At 50.2% G+C, this 16,824-nt stretch carries 17 protein-coding genes; all 17 read right to left on the reverse strand.

From position 1 onward, the window contains the following. Positions 1 to 8: 8 nt before the first annotated feature. Positions 9 to 644 (reverse strand): amino acid ABC transporter permease, encoded by a 636-nt coding sequence (locus NZ875_04415; protein ID MCS7174982.1) that lies wholly within the window; start codon positions 642 to 644, stop codon positions 9 to 11. A 63-nt stretch (positions 645 to 707) separates the two neighbouring features. Further along, positions 708 to 1,430 carry a basic amino acid ABC transporter substrate-binding protein gene (locus NZ875_04420; protein ID MCS7174983.1) on the reverse strand — a complete coding sequence of 241 codons (723 nt, stop codon included), beginning with the start codon at positions 1,428 to 1,430 and terminating at the stop codon, positions 708 to 710. Positions 1,431 to 1,487: 57 nt separating this feature from the next. Continuing rightward, on the reverse strand, positions 1,488 to 2,891 hold the full coding sequence (gndA, locus tag NZ875_04425) for an NADP-dependent phosphogluconate dehydrogenase (protein ID MCS7174984.1): 1,404 nt from the start codon (positions 2,889 to 2,891) through the stop codon (positions 1,488 to 1,490). A gap of 41 nt (positions 2,892 to 2,932) precedes the next feature. Then, a complete protein-coding gene (locus NZ875_04430; GenBank protein ID MCS7174985.1) occupies positions 2,933 to 3,955 on the reverse strand; it encodes an ABC transporter ATP-binding protein in 1,023 nt (340 codons plus the stop codon). A gap of 4 nt (positions 3,956 to 3,959) precedes the next feature. After that, entirely contained in the window at positions 3,960 to 4,769 is an 810-nt protein-coding gene (locus NZ875_04435) for an ABC transporter permease subunit (GenBank protein ID MCS7174986.1), read from the reverse strand. Beyond that, positions 4,766 to 5,593 (reverse strand): ABC transporter permease subunit, encoded by an 828-nt coding sequence (locus NZ875_04440; protein ID MCS7174987.1) that lies wholly within the window; start codon positions 5,591 to 5,593, stop codon positions 4,766 to 4,768. Before NZ875_04440 ends, NZ875_04435 begins: the two co-directional genes overlap by 4 nt. A 46-nt stretch (positions 5,594 to 5,639) precedes the next feature. Continuing rightward, positions 5,640 to 6,788, reverse strand: coding sequence for an extracellular solute-binding protein (locus tag NZ875_04445; protein ID MCS7174988.1), 1,149 nt, complete (start codon positions 6,786 to 6,788; stop codon positions 5,640 to 5,642). Positions 6,789 to 6,825: 37 nt separating this feature from the next. Then, positions 6,826 to 7,641 carry a 5-keto-L-gluconate epimerase gene (gene iolO, locus NZ875_04450; GenBank protein ID MCS7174989.1) on the reverse strand — a complete coding sequence of 272 codons (816 nt, stop codon included), beginning with the start codon at positions 7,639 to 7,641 and terminating at the stop codon, positions 6,826 to 6,828. Beyond that, the gene (locus NZ875_04455) at positions 7,638 to 8,441 is read right to left on the reverse strand and encodes a Cof-type HAD-IIB family hydrolase (protein MCS7174990.1); all 804 of its coding nucleotides are present in this window, start codon (positions 8,439 to 8,441) and stop codon (positions 7,638 to 7,640) included. The genes iolO and NZ875_04455 overlap by 4 nt, the downstream gene beginning before the upstream one ends. After that, the gene (locus NZ875_04460) at positions 8,438 to 9,532 is read right to left on the reverse strand and encodes an ABC transporter ATP-binding protein (protein MCS7174991.1); all 1,095 of its coding nucleotides are present in this window, start codon (positions 9,530 to 9,532) and stop codon (positions 8,438 to 8,440) included. The genes NZ875_04455 and NZ875_04460 overlap by 4 nt, the downstream gene beginning before the upstream one ends. Next, the gene (locus tag NZ875_04465) at positions 9,529 to 11,199 is read right to left on the reverse strand and encodes an iron ABC transporter permease (GenBank protein ID MCS7174992.1); all 1,671 of its coding nucleotides are present in this window, start codon (positions 11,197 to 11,199) and stop codon (positions 9,529 to 9,531) included. Before NZ875_04465 ends, NZ875_04460 begins: the two co-directional genes overlap by 4 nt. Positions 11,200 to 11,253: 54 nt before the next feature. Continuing rightward, on the reverse strand, positions 11,254 to 12,246 hold the full coding sequence (locus tag NZ875_04470) for an ABC transporter substrate-binding protein (GenBank protein ID MCS7174993.1): 993 nt from the start codon (positions 12,244 to 12,246) through the stop codon (positions 11,254 to 11,256). After that, positions 12,243 to 13,082, reverse strand: a complete 840-nt coding sequence (locus NZ875_04475; GenBank protein ID MCS7174994.1) for a PfkB family carbohydrate kinase — start codon at positions 13,080 to 13,082, stop codon at positions 12,243 to 12,245. Before NZ875_04475 ends, NZ875_04470 begins: the two co-directional genes overlap by 4 nt. Positions 13,083 to 13,101: 19 nt before the next feature. Then, the gene (locus tag NZ875_04480; protein MCS7174995.1) at positions 13,102 to 13,851 is read right to left on the reverse strand and encodes an ATP-binding cassette domain-containing protein; all 750 of its coding nucleotides are present in this window, start codon (positions 13,849 to 13,851) and stop codon (positions 13,102 to 13,104) included. Next, complete coding sequence (locus NZ875_04485; protein ID MCS7174996.1) at positions 13,848 to 14,813, reverse strand: ABC transporter permease; 966 nt, start codon at positions 14,811 to 14,813, stop codon at positions 13,848 to 13,850. Before NZ875_04485 ends, NZ875_04480 begins: the two co-directional genes overlap by 4 nt. Positions 14,814 to 14,882: 69 nt before the next feature. After that, entirely contained in the window at positions 14,883 to 15,818 is a 936-nt protein-coding gene (locus tag NZ875_04490) for a sugar ABC transporter substrate-binding protein (GenBank protein ID MCS7174997.1), read from the reverse strand. Between the two features lie 36 nt (positions 15,819 to 15,854). Further along, a complete protein-coding gene (iolN, locus tag NZ875_04495) occupies positions 15,855 to 16,823 on the reverse strand; it encodes a 3-dehydro-scyllo-inosose hydrolase (GenBank protein ID MCS7174998.1) in 969 nt (322 codons plus the stop codon). Between the last annotated feature and the right edge of the window lies 1 nt (position 16,824).

The raw sequence follows: 16,824 nt of genomic DNA on the forward strand, positions 1-16,824 counted from the left end.
GACTTCGCTCAATGAACTACCTCCCTCGTTTCAAAGCCAGGGATCGCAAGTTTCTTCTCAACGATCGCGAAGATCTTGTTCGCCGAGAGGGTGAGTACCAGATATATGGCCGCGCAAGTCAAAAAGATCACCATGGGTTCGTAGGTTCGCGCCACGATGTAGCTACCTTGCCTCAACAACTCGATGACACCGAGCGCATACGCCATGGAGGAATCCTTCAACACCACGGTGAGTTCGTTGGTCCACGGTGCGATGGAGAATCTCAGAGCCTGTGGCAAGACCACATGCCAAAACGTTTGTAATCTGTTCATACCGAGTGAGTACGCAGCGAGCGTTTGGCCTTTCGATACGGACAGGATGGCCCCTCTGAAAATTTGAGACTGATAGGCTGAACTCCTTATGCCAAGTCCCAGAACGCACGCCAAAAAGGGATTGAGTCTGATACCTACTTCGGGTAAGCCGTAAAAGATGAGCATCAAAAGGACCAACAGGGGGATACTCCTGAAGGTCCTTTCATAGACCGAACAAACGATTTTTGAAAAAGAATGACCGTACACTTGAAAAAAACTCACAGGTATGGCGACTAACAGGCCGAGGGTCAGCCCCAGCGCAGTCAACTGAACCGTCACCCAAGTGCCTTTCAACAGGTACGGGAGAGACTCCAAAATCAGTTTCAGCTTATCTATCTTTCATCTCCCCCCACAGCCTCAGAAGTACTTGTCAATGAGTTCACTCATTTTACCAGATTCGATGATCTGCTTGAGTGCGTTGTTAATCGCGTTCAACAGTTCCTTGTTCCCTTTCCTCACGGCTATACCGTACTGCTCACCGGTGACTATGATCCCCACGACTTTGACTGGTTTCGTGGCGGCGAACCTGCTTGCAACAGGTGAGTCCAGCACGATGGCATCGATGTTCCCATTCAAAAGGTCGCTCAACGCCAAGATGAACGTGTCATACCTTTTGAGGTTTCTCTCTGGCAATATGCCTTTCGAAACCAACTCATCGGTGCACCAGAGATCCCCCGTTGTACCGGTTTGAACACCGATTTTGTACTTACCGAACAACACGGTGATCGTCAGGTTCGAATCGGCTCTGACTATCACACTCTGATCGGCCGTCCAATAGGGTATAGAGAAATCCACAACCTGTTTTCGTTCTTCCGTTATCGTCATTGCAGCCGCAACCACATCGATCTGACCAGCACGCAGTGCGGGGATCAAAGAATCGAAACTCATATCCACGAATTTCAACTCAAAACCTGCGATCTTTGCGATCTCCCTCATGAGGTCCATGTCGAAGCCAACGAACCGGCCGTTTTCTATGTACTCGAAAGGTGGAAAGTCTGCACTGGTTCCTACCGTGATGGTCTTCGAAAAGGCAAATGCGGCGAGCAATAGCAAAGCGAGCACGAACGATCTCAACTTCATTCAAACACCACCTCCAACCTTTAAAGGTTTGTCACATTATACCACACACGTTTTCGCTCATTCAAGAGGTTGCCATTCTACATGGAACGTTCCGGGCTTATCGATCCGCTGGAAAGTGTGCGCACCGAAGAAATCTCTCTGCGCTTGTATGAGGTTGGCCGGCAAGTTTTCCGTCATCAAGCTGAACAAATAGTCCAAACAAGCGTTCAACGATGGTGTGGGTATCATCGACGATCTTGCAAGGTTCGTGACCTTGATCGCATGGGGCAATCTTTCTTCTACGAAGTTTCGTGCCCTTTCGTCGTTCAAGAACGTGATGTTTTCCTGCGAGTTTTTCAACAGCTGTCTCAAAAAGTCGAGCATTTTGGATCTGATGATGCATCCACCTTTCCAAATCCTCAGCACCTCGAGTGAGTCGACGTTGTATTTGAAGCTCTTCGAAGCTTCGTGGATGAGCCACACACCCTGTGAATAAGAAAGAAAGTAAGCCAACGACAACGTTTTCTTTAGATCTTCAACGGCGATGTTTTCGGCGGTTTTCATGTTCGGCTTGTAGAGTTCAGCCATCTTTTGTCTTTCTTCTTTGTAGTAAGACACGGCGCGCGCGAAGACGGAGGCACCGAACGAGAAGGCTGGCACCCCAAGATCGAGAGCAACCTGGGTTGACCATTTGCCAGTCCCTTTCTGTTCAGCCTTGTCGAGTATCAGCTCGACGAGGGGTTTACCAGTTTCTTCATCTTTCCAGCTCATGATCTTGTACGATATTTCCATGAGGAAGGATGCCAACTCTTCTCTGTTCCACCGCTCGAAGATCTCGCCGATCTTTTCACTTGAAAGTTTCATCACCTTTCTCATGATGTCGTAAACTTCAGCGATGGCTTGCATGATGCTGTATTCAATGCCGTTGTGGACCATCTTCACAAAGTGCCCAGCAGAGCCGTCACCAACGTAGGTGCAACATGGGCCGTCTTCCGTTTTGGCAGCGATTTCGACCAAGATCTTTTCCACCAAACTGTAAGCTTCCCTCGTTCCCCCAGGCATGAGCGATGGTCCATGCAACGCACCGTACTCACCACCAGAAACACCCATGCCGAGGTACAGAATTCCCTCTTTGGCGAGCTCGCTCAATCTCCGATCCGTATCTGCAAAATGAGAATTGCCACCATCTATCAATAGATCGCCTTTCTCAAGGTATGGCAGAAGCTCACTGATCATGTCGTCCACCGCTTGACCTGCTTTGACCATCAATATGATCTTTCTTGGTCTGCTCAAACTGTTCACTAGCTCTTTGATGCTGTAAGCTGGCAGCACCTTTTCTGATTTCACTCTTTCTTCCACGAATTTCTTCGTTCTCTCGGCGGTTCGATTGTAGACGGCCACCGAATAACCTTTCCTAGCGATGTTCAGTGCCAAATTCTGTCCCATGACCGCTAGGCCTATCAAACCTATATCCGCTTTCACGCATCCCTACCTCCTCACGTTCGACTCACTTCAATGATACATCAGTAGATGAAATAGCTACCTTCTCTAACCAAGAGGTGAACCTGTTCGTTCAGCTCGAAGTTCTCCTCGCTGTTTATGAATACGTTCTCATCGAGGTCTTTCAGTTTTATCTCATAACGTATTTTTGCCCCCAGATACTGTTTACCGATGATCTGGCCGTTCAACAAAAGATCGTTGGATCTCTTCGTCAGAGGGGCGTTCATGCGATCCAGAACGACTTCCTCAGCTCTTATGACCAGGTTGACTTCTCTTTGGCCCGAAACATCCAAACCGATCCTTCTGAGTCGTTCAGCCTCGGTCTTCACAACACAGTTCACACCGACGAAATCGGCCACGAAGAGATCTTTAGGCTTGCGGTATATCTCACGTGGCTCACCGATCTGCAATACCTTGCCGTTGTTCATCACGGCTATCTTGTCGGCTATGCTGAGCGCTTCCTCCTGATCGTGAGTGACGTAGAGTGTTGCGATGTTCAATCTTTTTAGAATGTCTCTCAGCTCGAACCTGATCCTCATCCTTATTTTCGCATCCAAGTTCGACAGAGGTTCATCGAGTAGCAACAGATCCGGTTCAACCACGATCGCTCGGGCGAGAGCGACTCTCTGTTGCTGACCTCCTGAAAGCTGGCTCGGCTTTCTGCCCGCCAAATGTCCTATGTCGAGAAAGTTCAAAGCCCATTCGACCTTCTCCTTCACCTTTTCTTTCGAAAGTTTTCTCACCTTCAAACCGTACGCCACGTTTTCGAACACGCTCATGTGTGGCCAAAGAGCGTAGTTTTGGAAAAACATCGCAACGTTTCTCTTCTCAGGAGGCAAATCCGTCACATCGCGTCCCTTTATATAGATCCTTCCCTCATCCAGTTGAACAAAACCGGCGATCGATCTCAACAAGGTTGTCTTTCCTGAACCGCTGGGTCCTATGACGGCCAACAACTCTCCTTCATCTATCTGTATGGACACGCCGTCGAGGGCCCTCACTTCACCGTAGTATTTCTTCAAATTCTCCGTCTTCAAGACGATCACGGTTTCAACCCCCAATGCCGGCGATGTACTCAGCTTTTAGAAATTTCTCGATGATCAACATGAACAACAAAGAAGGAACCATCAGGATGATCGCTATAACACTGGCTATCTGCATGTTGTAGCCAGCGCTAGCTGTGTACATCAACACCGGAGCGGTCTGTATGAACGGAGCTCCTATGAAGAAAGCGGCGTTGAATTCACCCATGGACCACAGAAAAACGTGTATGGCCCCTGCGATGATACCCGGTATGCCGAGTGGGAAGGTTATGGTCCAAAAAACTCTGAACCTACTCGCTCCGAGGTTCTGCGCGGCTTGTTCGAGATCCAGCGGTATAGATTTGAACGTTGCGGTTATTATCCAAAGTGAAAAAACCAACGAAGCCATCGTGTGTGCTAGAATTATTCCCCACATGTTGCCTCTCAATCCGATCCTTCCAAAAACTCTCGCAAGGTTGATGAAAACTGGTAGTTGCGGAAAGGCTTGTGGCATCAAGAACAAAAACAACAAGATTCTTTCTACCGGAAGTTTGTACCTTGCGAAGGCATAGGCGGCGGGAATGGCGATCGATATGGAAAAAACTACCGTGATCAGTGCGATCCTCAAGCTGAGCGTCAACGAATTCAACACCCTACCTTGTCTGAAGACTTCGCTCCAGTAACGCAGAGTGAACTCTTGAGGAATCGGGCTTGGCCAATACCAGATCCTGGCGAAGCTCCAAAGCACGATCCCCACGAAAGGTCCAACCACCAACAGAAGTATCAGAACCACGAGGACCAACTTCAACGTCAACCTCAATATCGAAAATTGTCTCATGCCTTGATGCCCCCTCGTTCAGCCGCCATGAACTTCAAATAATAAATGGCGAAGACCATGACGATCAGATAAGACACCACACCCAAGGCGTTGGCGGTACCCCAGTCGTTGAAGTAGTTGACCCTGAACATCATGCTCACCGTGATCATGTTGGGACTGGCTGGACCAACCATGATGGGTATGGTCAAACTGCTTATCGTTCTGACGAACGTCAGGATGAACGCAACCATGATGGAAGGCCTGCACATGGGCAGTAGAACGTCCAGCACGATTTTCACCTTGTTGGCCCCAAGGTTCTGCGCAGCTTCGATGTAAGCACTGTCCAAACTTTTGAAGGCGCCGAGCACGATGAGAGTTGCGTAAGGCGTCATGATCCACACGAAAGCCCAAACCAAGCCGATCCAACTTCTAGAAAGTCCAGGTAACTCTTCGATGCGCAAGATCCTCGTGAGCAAATTGTTCAAAGTCCCGTGAGGGGCGAGAAACACACGCATCGCATGTCCAACTATCAAAAAAGGAATGAAGAGGGGCAATTTGTACATCAAATCGAGAAATCTCCAATTTTTGAATCTCAAATAACCCGATATGAGCACACTTAAAACCAAAGTGGCGAAGGTCGTGATCAAACTGATCATCACACTGTAAACCACGTCACGCCAGTATATGTCGAACACCTTTCCGTAGTTGGCCAAGCTGAACCTGTTCGAGACGGTGAAACTCATGTACATCGACAGAAACAACGGATAGATGTACAAAACAGCTAAAACTAGCAGAGCGGGGAGAATGAGCAGAAAGCCGACGAGAACCTCCCTTCTTCGTCTCATGAGCTCAACCCCCAAAGTGAGGCGAGGCCGATGGCCCCGCCTTCACTCATTTCTCGACCCACCTTTCGTAAGCTTCAAGCATTCTGGTTCTGTAGTCAGCTATTGGCATGCGCTTGCCGAATTTCAACAGATCTGTCTCTTTGATGTCTCGATACAGTCTTTCGAAGACTTCCTTGCCCAGGTGTGGAGAAACGTACTCCACGCCGATCGCCGGATACCAGTTGAATTTATCGACTATGTACTTGGCGTGTATCGATGGGGATGACACGAATTCGATGAGCTTGAGCGCATAATCGGCGTTCGCTGCCTTGGTCGGTATCGCGAAGTACATCGGTTGACCAGGCATACCGGGTTCTGGAAGGATCAACCTTATGTTCGGGTCCATCCTACCTTCCCTGATCCACGTGTAGAACATGTCCACCCAAACTGGGCCCATCCAGATCTCGCCCCTGTTCAGTGCGTCCAGAGTTCCAGCGTTGCCAGCCGTGAGCACAACGTACTTGTTGAACTCTTTCAATTCTGCGTAGATCTGTGGCCAATCTTCCGTGTACTTCTCATCGAAAGGTCCGTTCATCAGTATCTCTGGATTCTTCGACTTCCAATAGACCCATCCGAACACGAACGAAACACCAGACATACCACCTTTGATGCCGTTGTAGCCGAACTTCTTCGGGTTCTTCTTCACCCATTCGACCAGTTCGGCATAGCTCCTCGGTGGATCTTTGACGAACCTTGGGTTGTAAGCTATCGCAGTCTGGCTGTGGAACATGGGCATGACGTAACCGTCAACTTTGACGCCGAGTGCAACTTCCGCCGTCTTCATCGTCACGAGTCTCCTCGCGGTGAGGAAATCCGTGTACGGTCTTATTAGACCACGCTCGATCGCCCAGATCGTTCCAGCCTCGTGAATGACGACTAAATCGATGGCCCACTTGTCCTTGCCCGAATCTTTCTCGAGTTGCAGTTGTTGAATGATCTGTTGCGAGCCGGCATCACCTGGTCCGGTACCTACGACCTTCACCTTCACGTTCGGATAGAGTTTTTCAAACTGTGGTGCTATCTCGTACTGGAAGAAATCGACCATGTTCTGATCACCCGCGACCATCATGGTGAGGGTGACTTTGATGGGGATGTCTGCCTGTGCCAACACCACCGCCGCTGCGAGCATCAACAGCACGGCACACACTCTCTTCATGCACATTCACCTCCCCTTCAATTTGAACAATGAACTTTCAGAGTTTCTTCAAAAACCTTTGTAAAGTTTTAAAAGCCAATCTGGCCGCCTCTTCGGTTCCACCTGGCAACGGCAAGCACTCCACCGAGATGAACCCACTGTAACCGATCTCTCGCAGAGTTTTGAAGATCGAATCGAAGTTCAAATGTCCCGCACCCGGTGCCCATCTGTTGCTGTCAGCGACGTGGAAATGTTTGATCCAACTCGCACACTCTTTCAAGCTCTCTTCGATGTTCACTTCCTCGATGTTCATGTGGAACGTATCGGCCAATATTCCCACATTGTCACGCCTCAAAAGCTCCAAGGCATGTCTCACTTCTTTCAACGTGTTCAGAAAATCCGTCTCGTACCTGTTCAAAGGTTCCACCACCAGCTCGACACCCTTTTCTTTCGCGTAGTTTGCGAGCTCACCCACCGACTCGATGAACAATTTCAAAGTCTCGTCCAAGGATCTTTTTCCCTTCTTGCCCCTAACCAGTCCAACGATGACCTTCGCATTGAAGAACGAGGCGAAATCGATGTGATTCTTTAGCCTCTCCATGGCGCGGGATCGTATTGAAACGTCCGCATCGGTGATGCTCAAACCTTCAGCGAGATAAGCTTGCCCAGTCCCAACGGCAACCACATCCATTCGCAACTCATCCAACAAACTTTTGAGTTGTGCCACGTCTATCACTTTCGGGTCTCTGATCGCGATCTCGACGGCATCGTAGCCAATATCTTTGGCCATCATCGCTCCCTTCGTCAGATCACCTTTGAAGGCCAACGCATCGAAGGCGGCATCTACCGTGCTCAAAACCAGTGCAAGTTTCACAGAGTCACCCCTTTTGTGAAGAATTTCTCGAAGAACTCTTGAAGTCCAAGATGACCGCAGTTTTGCAAGATGACCTTAGCTTGTTTCTTCACAACATCCGGTGCATCGTTGAAGGTCACACCGGTTCCCGCAATTTTGATCATCTCCAGATCGTTCTCCCCGTTGCCGAAAGCTACAACCTCCTTTAAATCGATGTTCAAAAACTTGCAGAGTCTCCTCAGCGCTTCAGCTTTGTTCACACCGAACGGTAGGATTTCTAAAAGGTCCTCTTCCGATCTTGTGATCGAAGCGTGGATACGATGCTGAAGTTTCAATACGTTCTCTATGTCGGTCAGTTCAAAACTGGGGCCTGTGAGAACTATCTTCGTCACCCTTTTGTGATTCAAAAAATCGATGTTCTCCACAAGATGGTAGCTGAGCCCATCTCTGTAAACGTAACGTGCCGCATGTGAAGTTAAATTCAGAACGTAGACATCTTCATCGATGAAGAAAAAGATGGACACGTCAGACCTTTGGCAAAGATGGCCCACCTTTTGAGCCAGAGAATCTTGTAACGTCTCTGAATACAGGTATCGCCCAGTCACTGGATCGAAGATCCGTGCACCGTTGAAGAGTATCACGGGTACTTTGCTGACGAGTCGTTCGATGAATCTGCTCGCACTCTTCAAAGAGCGACCCGTCGCCACAGTGGATTTGACACTTTTCTCCTCCAGTTTTTTCAACATTTGCAAAGTTTCTAAAGAAAGGGTCCCATCTTTTTCCAAAAGTGTTCCATCCAGATCGAAGACCAGCAATTTCATTCTCTCTTCACCACCGACATGGACGATCTTTCGAACGACACATTCACCGTTTCACCGAGCTGTGGAACTTTTCTTTCCTCGTGCCCGTGGATTTCAACGCTCACAGTTCCATGCTCGGTCTTGATCTCAAAGTAGAACGTTGAACCGGTGTAGACTCTAGTCACGACCTTTCCTTTCAACAAACCTTCTTGGGGTGAAACGAACCGTCCGCCTTCAGGTCTGAGGACCAAAAGAACCGAATCGTTCAGTTGAACGTTCGAATCTTCCCGCACATCGACGGTTACCTTCTGACCATCCTTCAACTCAACGATGGCTTCGTTATGTTTGCGCTCGTAGATCTTTCCTTCGACGAAGCTGGCTTTCCCAATGAAGCTGGCCACGAACACGTTGGTGGGAAATCTGTAAAGCATCTCTGGTGTATCCTTTTGAACGATTTTTCCGTCTTTCATCACGATCACATAGTCTGAAAGCGTCATGGCTTCCAGCTGATCGTGTGTCACATAAATGCTGGTGATACCAAGGCTCATCTGTATTTTTCTCAGCTCGACTCTCATCTGCTCACGGAGTTTCGCATCCAAGTTCGATAGAGGCTCGTCCAAGAGGAGCACCTTCGGCTCAACTACCAGTGCGCGCGCCAAAGCTACACGTTGTTGTTGACCGCCAGACAGTTGACTGGGATATCTCTTTTCCAAACCAACGAGCCCGACTATTTCCAGTATCTGCATCACTTTCCTTCGCAAAATGTCTTTCGCTACCCTGCGCGCTTTGAGTCCGTAGGCGACATTCTCGAACACGTTCAGATGTGGAAACAAAGCGTAGCTCTGAAAGACCATCGCGGTCGGACGGCGGTTCGGTGGCAGATCGTTGACCACACTTCCGTCGATGAGTATGTCTCCAGAAGTGGGTATTTCGAATCCACCTATCAGGCGTAGAGTTGTAGTCTTGCCACAACCTGATGGCCCCAGCAAAGTCACGAGTTTCCCCTTCTCCACCCCAAAGCTCACACCATCGACGGCCCTCACGACGGAACGTGTGGCAGGATCTTTGAAGATCTTCACCAAGTTTTTGACTTCGACGTAGTAGCCGTTCACCCTTCAACCCTCCTGAGCTTCATTTGGTACGAAAGGTTCACCGTCACAACTCTCATCAAAAACATCGCCAGAACGACGAACCCAATCAAAACACAGCTGAGAGCTGCCGCTTGTGCCAAGTCACCGTTGCTCACAGCCCCAAGGATCCTCACGGTGATGAGATTCCACTTGGCCGATACGACGAAGATCACGGCGCTTATAGCCGTCATGCTCCGAACGAAAGCGTTGAACAACGCCGTGAAGAAGGCTGGCATCAACAATGGGAGTGTGACTTTCCAAAAGGTCTGGTTACTGTTACACCCAAGATCCATGGAAGCTTCTTCTATCGATTTGTCTATCTGATACAGCGCAGCAACTCCGTTCTGTACGCCCACAGGAAGCTCCCTGAAGACGAACACCAACACTATGATCAACGCCGTTCCCGTTAGAACGAGTGGTTCTTGGTTGAAGGCCAGAAGGTAACCTATACCAACCACCGTTCCGGGGACCGCGAAAGGCAGCAGCGAAATGGCTTCCATCAATCTCCTTCCAAAGAACTCTTTCCTCGCCACAAGATAGGCGATCATTATGCCGAGCACACCACATATGGGTGTCGCCATGGACGCCAACAACAGAGTGTCCTTCAGATACTCCCAGCTGAAGTTGAAGACGTATCTGTAGTTGTCCAGCGTTAAGGTATGATTCACACCCCAAAGCTTGGTGAAAGAACCGAACAACACTGTTCCGTAGAACGTCATGATGGAGGCTGTGAGGATGAAGCAGATGAGCGTGAGGATCACCTTCGCCCAACTTGGAAGTTCCATCGATTTGGATAGGAAAGATTTTCCCGTCACCGTGACGAAAGATTTCCTCGACAACCAATATCTCTGTACGAAGAACGCTATCAAGGTTGGGATCAAAAGCAAAATCGCAAGTGCAGAACCGTGTGGTACCCTGTAACCGCCCGTGATCTCCAAATAGGCAGACACGCTCAGCACGTGGTATTTTCCACCCAGCACGAGTGGATTTCCAAAATCAGCCATCGATTGGGAGAACACCAAAAGCCACGCAGACAGAACACCTGGCATACTCAAAGGAAAAGTCACACGCCAAAAAGTTCTCCATTTGCTACATCCAAGACTTTGGGAAGCCTCCTCAAGATCTGCACCTATCGAGAGCAACGTACCTTCCAAAGTCAAAAACGCCGTTGGAAAGTAAGCGAGCGTTTCGACGATGACCAAACCCCAAAATCCATATATCTCGAACGGTGGCGTACCACCGAACAGTCTTCTTGTGAACAAGCCGTTCCTTCCAAAAAGAAGGATCGCAGCCAGCGCAACGACGAACGGTGGAGAAACGATGGGAAAAGTTGCAACCGTTCTGAAGAAGTTCTTCATGGGCACGTTGGCCTTGACGATGGAGTATGCGAAGATGTATCCTATCAGAACACCAAGGCATGCCACCACAACGCCGAGTCTCAGAGTGTTGAAGATCGGTACGATGAAATACCTTTTGGAGAATATGGTCCTATAGACGTCCAAACCGAACCTGGCTGGCTTCGGTTCAAAGCTCTTCAACCCCACCATGAAGAGTGGATAGATCACGAAGATCGCCAACAGTACCCAGACTAAAACTATCATCGAGAGCAAAACCGGCTCGTTCAAAATCCTCCTCAGTTGTTTCCCCACCGTTCAACCTCACCTCTAGAATACTGGCGCGGCAGCACCGCGCCAGCGAAAAGTTCATCTTCCATACTCGATCTCTTCTCTCCAGCGTTCACACAACCTATCTTTTTCTCTACCGAAGTATTCGAAGTCCATGGGCACCAACTTGACATCTTCCAACCTCACCGCGCCGAGCGCCACTTCGGCCGCCGGGTTGGCAGGTATCCTGAACCATTCTTTCATGAGGTTCTGCGCCTCAACGCTGAGCATCCAGTCGATGAACTTCGCCGCTAGATCTGGTTCCGGTCCACCCTTGATGAGGGACATCGCACCGATTTCGTAACCGGTCCCTTCCTTAGGGAAGGTGAGCACCAGAGGATAACCCTTCGCGATACCCCTCGCTATGATGTCGTGTGCGAAGGCGATGCCCACAGCCGCTTCACCGAGACCAACTTGTACGACGGGGGCAGAACCAGATTTGGTGTACTGCTGTATCTGTTTGTCCAAACTCTTCCAGTACTTGAACGCTGCATCCTCACCCATCAACGCCACGAGAGCCGCCAATACGGTGTAAGCGGTGCCAGAAGTGTACGGGAAAGCTACAGAAACTTTGCCTTTGAATTCGGGTTTGAGCAGGTCTTGCCAAGAAGTTGGTGGATCAACCTTGAGTTGTTTCAAGATCTCCGTGTTACTCGCAAAACCTATGGCACCGAAGTAAATACCAACCCAGTAACCTTCCGGATCCTTCAAAGCTGCCGGAACCTTCTCGGTCATCGCAGATCTGTAAGGCACCAAAAGTCCCTTCTTCTTCGCTGCGATGTGATCGACGGCAGGCCCACCGAACCAGATGCTGGCCCTGGGGTTCTTAGATTCAGCCTCGATACGCGCGAGCAGTTCACCTGAAGACAATCGAACGACTTCAACTTTGATCCCCGTCGCCTTCTCGAAAGCCTTCACATAGATGGGCCATTCGTTCTCATCCAAGGCGGTGTACATGTGCAGCACTCTCTCGGCAGTCAGAGCCACGCATGCCACCAACATCACCGACAACAACACAAAGAGCTTTCTCACACGACCTCACCCCCTCTGTAAGGCCCCGCGTACTGCATCTTCGCTGAAGTCACCCTAGCTGCCAGTTCAACCGATTCTTCCAAACTCTTTCCGTTCATCAAACCTGCAAGGAACGCAGCCAGACACGTATCGCCACGACCAGTACGACCGAGAAGCTTGTAATCTGAGAACTTTCCTTCGTAGAAATTTCGACCATCGTAGGCGACAACGCCTTCTTTATGAGTTGCTAGGATCAACTTCGCTCCAAACTTTGAAAGTTCAACGCACGCTCTTTCCAACCGCCGTTCATGGGTCATCACGTACGCTTCGTTGTTGTCAACTTTGAAGATGTCTATCATCGGCAGATATTTCTCTTTGTCATGCCAATCTGCATACTTCATGCTTCCATCCTCGAGCACGTTCCTCAAAAAACCTTGTGCGTCCACAACGAGCAATTCCACTTTCGATCTCAATCGTTCCAAGAGCCTTTCTGGAAATTCTCCGTGCCACAGCGCGCTGACCACCGTCACGTTGGTCTTCACGTAACTCAGCTCTTCATCCACGAACGGTTCGGCTCTGTATAAGATCCTGCTTTTTCTTTCGTCTGGGTTGCTCGATGGATAGACGTTCTCTATCGTCGTCGTCTCCCGGCTGGGTAGAGTGAGCATTTCGACCCCAGCTTCCCGCATCGGTTTGAAAAGTTCAACGTCCCGATCGGCCAGTTTCGTCACAACGACACATTCCACCGCGAGCTTTCGTGCCGTTATGGATCCGTAGAAAACACCTCCACCCGGTACGACGAGCAATTCGGTTTGTGTTCTGTTGATGTCTTTCGACACATGTCCGACGAACGTCACTTTCGCCAAACTCATCACCTCATTTGACCCCAGCCGCAGCGGCAATGAGGTCCATCACCTGCTGTGGTGTTACATGTTCTTTTTTGTACTCACCGATCTTCTCCCCACGCTCAAGGACGACCAATCTGTCTGCGACCTCGTAGACGTGGTAGATGTTGTGCGTGATGAAGATCACCGAAATTCCCCTCCTTTTGGCTTCCAAGATGTGCTCGAGCACCCTTCTCGTTTCACCGACCGAAAGTGCGGCGGTCGGTTCATCCAAGATCAGCAACTTCGCTCCGAAATGGATCGCTCTGGCTATCGCCACAGCTTGTCTTTCACCACCGGATAGAAAGGCGACCGTGTCGTCGACGTTGCGCACACTTATCCCGATGTCTGCGAGAGCTTCCAGCGCGACCTTTCTCATTTTCTTCCTGTTCAACCACTTCACTGGTCCAAATCTGTGTACCAGTTCGCGACCCAAAAAGAAGTTGCGCCACAACGGCATGAGGTTGACCAACGCGAGATCTTGATAGACAGTCTCTATACCAAGCTCACGAGCCTCACGTGGAGAACTGAACCTGACGCGTTTGCCTTCAAAATAGATCTCACCCTCGTCCGGTTGGTAGTAACCGACCAAGACCTTTATCAAGGTGGATTTGCCTGCGCCGTTGTCTCCCAAAAGTCCGACCACTTCAGCTCGACCCACTGAGAAATCTACACCCTTCAGTGCCCTCACCTTACCGAAACTTTTTTTGATGTTCCTCATCTCAACGAGTGGCTGGTTCATCCCGCCACCTTCCTTCTGATCCTCGCGTTGATCACTGCCGCGATTATCAGAATCACTCCGATGAACGCTCTGTACCAGTAAGCGGGTGCTCCAGCGAGCACCAAGCCGTTTCGAACCATGCTTATCATGAAAGCTCCGATGCACGCACCGAGCACACTCCCATACCCACCTGTGAGCAAGGTGCCTCCCATCACGGCACTGGCGATCGCCTCGAGCTCGAGTTCTTGACCGAAGGTGGGATCAACCAACTTGAACCTTGCAAACGTCGTCAGGCCAGCAAAACCAGCCAAGACCGAGCACAGAACGAAGTTGATCAGTTTCACACTACCCGTCGCGATCCCCAAAGCCCTCGCGGCACCGAGACTACCGCCAGTGGCGAACACCCAGTTGCCGTACTGCGTTTGTTCCAAAATGATCGAAAAAATCAAGGCCAACACGACGAACCAGAGTGCCGAATACCTCAATCCTCCATAGATCCTGCCACCCAAGTACTGCAACATGTCTACTCTCCGAGCCAAGATGATGGGAAACCCACCGGTGACCGCCAAAAGAATCCCACGCCAAAACATCATCATTCCAAGCGTCGTTATGAAAGAAGGTATCCCAGTCTTGAGGGTCACCAACCCGTTCACCGCTCCGACCCCAAGACAGACCGCCAGAGAGACGACTAAAGACAGATACGGATCGTATCTGGAATTGACCATGGTTGCGAACACCATGGGTGCGACGGCGAACACGGAACCAACAGACAGATCGAATTCACCGCTGATCATGAGCATCGCAACACCTATCGATATGATCCCCAGCTCGGCCGCCATCGTGAGTGTGTTGAAGAAATTTTCTACCGTCAAAAACCTGTTGGATAACGCGGAAAAGAGGACCAAAAAAACAGCGACACCGACTATGGCTCCAAACTCCTTTATTCTGAAAAAGCCCATCAAACTCGCTTGCTTGTTTTTCAAACGCTTCCCCCCTATGCAAGGGGTGGTCGAAAGACCACCCCTTGTGAGTCGTGAGGGATCATTTTCGATTCATCGATATCCCAGTTTTACGGTCTTTTCCACGATATCGACGTTGCTCTTATCGACGATGGAAGGTCCAGTCAAGATGTTTTCGTGAGGTATCAGACCGTACTCTTTGTAGAGGTACAGAAACACGATGGGTAGGTAACCTTGCAGATACTGCTGTTGATCGATCGTGAAGACCACGACACCTCTCTTGATCGCGTCCGTGATCCTCGTCGTCAGGTCGATCGCACCTATTTTGACTTTGCCCACCAGTTTTTCTTCCTCAACGAGTTGAATGGCTGGATGTGCACCCAACGGGCCAAGAGTGAAGATCGCATCGGTGTCTGGATATCTGGCGAGATAACTCTTCAGCAAGGTCAAAGCCTTGGTTGGATCGGTGGTTATGTCCAACTTTTCGGCAGGTATCTTCTTTTCCTTCAACACATCGATGATGCCTTTCGCTCTGGCTTCGAGTCCCACGTGGCCCGGTTCGTGTATGGCGATGACGGCGCGTTTGGGTGTGAACTCTTGAAGCATTCTTCTTCCCGCGTAGACTCCGGCCAGATACTCATCCATACCGACGTAGCACAGATACGGGATCTTCTGATCGATCGGTCGATCGTCTGGCACGTTGATCGCCACCACGGGTATCCCCATCTGGATCGCCCGTCTTATGGGTTCATCCAGAGCAACCGGGTTCGTCATCGTGACGATGAGACCATCGGGTTTTTTGGCTATCGCTGCGTTCACAAGATCGATGAACTCCTTCAGAGAAAACTTCTCAGGACCCAGATACACCGCTTCGACGCCGAACTTCGCAGCCGCATCTTTGACGCCTTTCATGACCACGCCCCAGAACGGATCGGCCGGTCCACCGTGTGAGACCACGTAGAACGTGTAGGCAAAGGCTGCAACCACCACCACGAGTAGAGCCACCACAAGCAACCTTCTCACACACATCCCCCCTGAAAACGGGCGCGCGGGGCGCCCGGTGTTTCACCACATATTAGCTATGCTGTATATGCTCCTCCATCCGGGAGATAGAGGTTCTTTCAACGCCGCATCGAGCTCTTCTTTTGATCTCTGTGACAGCTCGTGTGCTGGCGGCAGTTTTCCTGCTGGGAACCTTTCCATGATGTCTCTCACCAATTTTTCAAGATAGTCCAAAAACGCTTCGACTCCCTCTTTCGCTTTCTCCGCACTCGCAGCCGTAGCCTTTCCAACTACACCTTCTGGGTATGCGACCACCTCGATCGGTCCACCTCCAACGTGTCCGTACCAAGCGATGGGTCTGTGCAACAAGTTTCCAGCTTTGTCTATGTGGCCTTCTGGGAGATAGCCACGCGGTTTGGTGTCCACGGCCCATTCTTGGTGGCAGAACTCGGGGAACAGCGCCAAACTCCAGGAGGTCTCGACCTCGTCTGCGTGGACGAACCTCGTTTCGTAAGGTCCACCTTCCTCTTTGGTTTTGAATTTGTCCTGGATCGCGTGGTACCAGTTCAAGTTGATGATTATTGCCGGCAGCTGGAAGATCTTGGCGAATTTGTGTATCGCGACGGGTATCACGAATTCTTGGCCATGGCCATTCAACAAGATCTGCTTTCTGAAACCCGTGTTCCAAAAACCAGCGATGACGCTGACCAGATAATCTACGAAGGCTTCATCCTTCACAGGAACCGTTCCAGGCATGCCGATGTGGTGGTAAGGATGAAATCCGTACCATATCGGTTCTGCCACGGTACAACCAGTTTTCAACGCGACTTGCTCGGCCATGCGCGTGACCAAGAAGGTGTCTTCTCCAGTCGGTGCGTTGGGGCCGTGGTTTTCCGTGCTTCCGACTGGGATGATTATCAAGTCGCACTTCTTCAGCCTATCTTGAATTTCTTTCATCGTCATCGTTTGAAAGTAGACTCCCGTAGGTCTCTCCATGTGCCCTCCTTCTGGAGGTATCTTCCACTTCGACATC

This window comes from Pseudothermotoga sp., assembly GCA_025060105.1.
Classification (GTDB): Bacteria; Thermotogota; Thermotogae; order Thermotogales; family DSM-5069; genus Pseudothermotoga_A.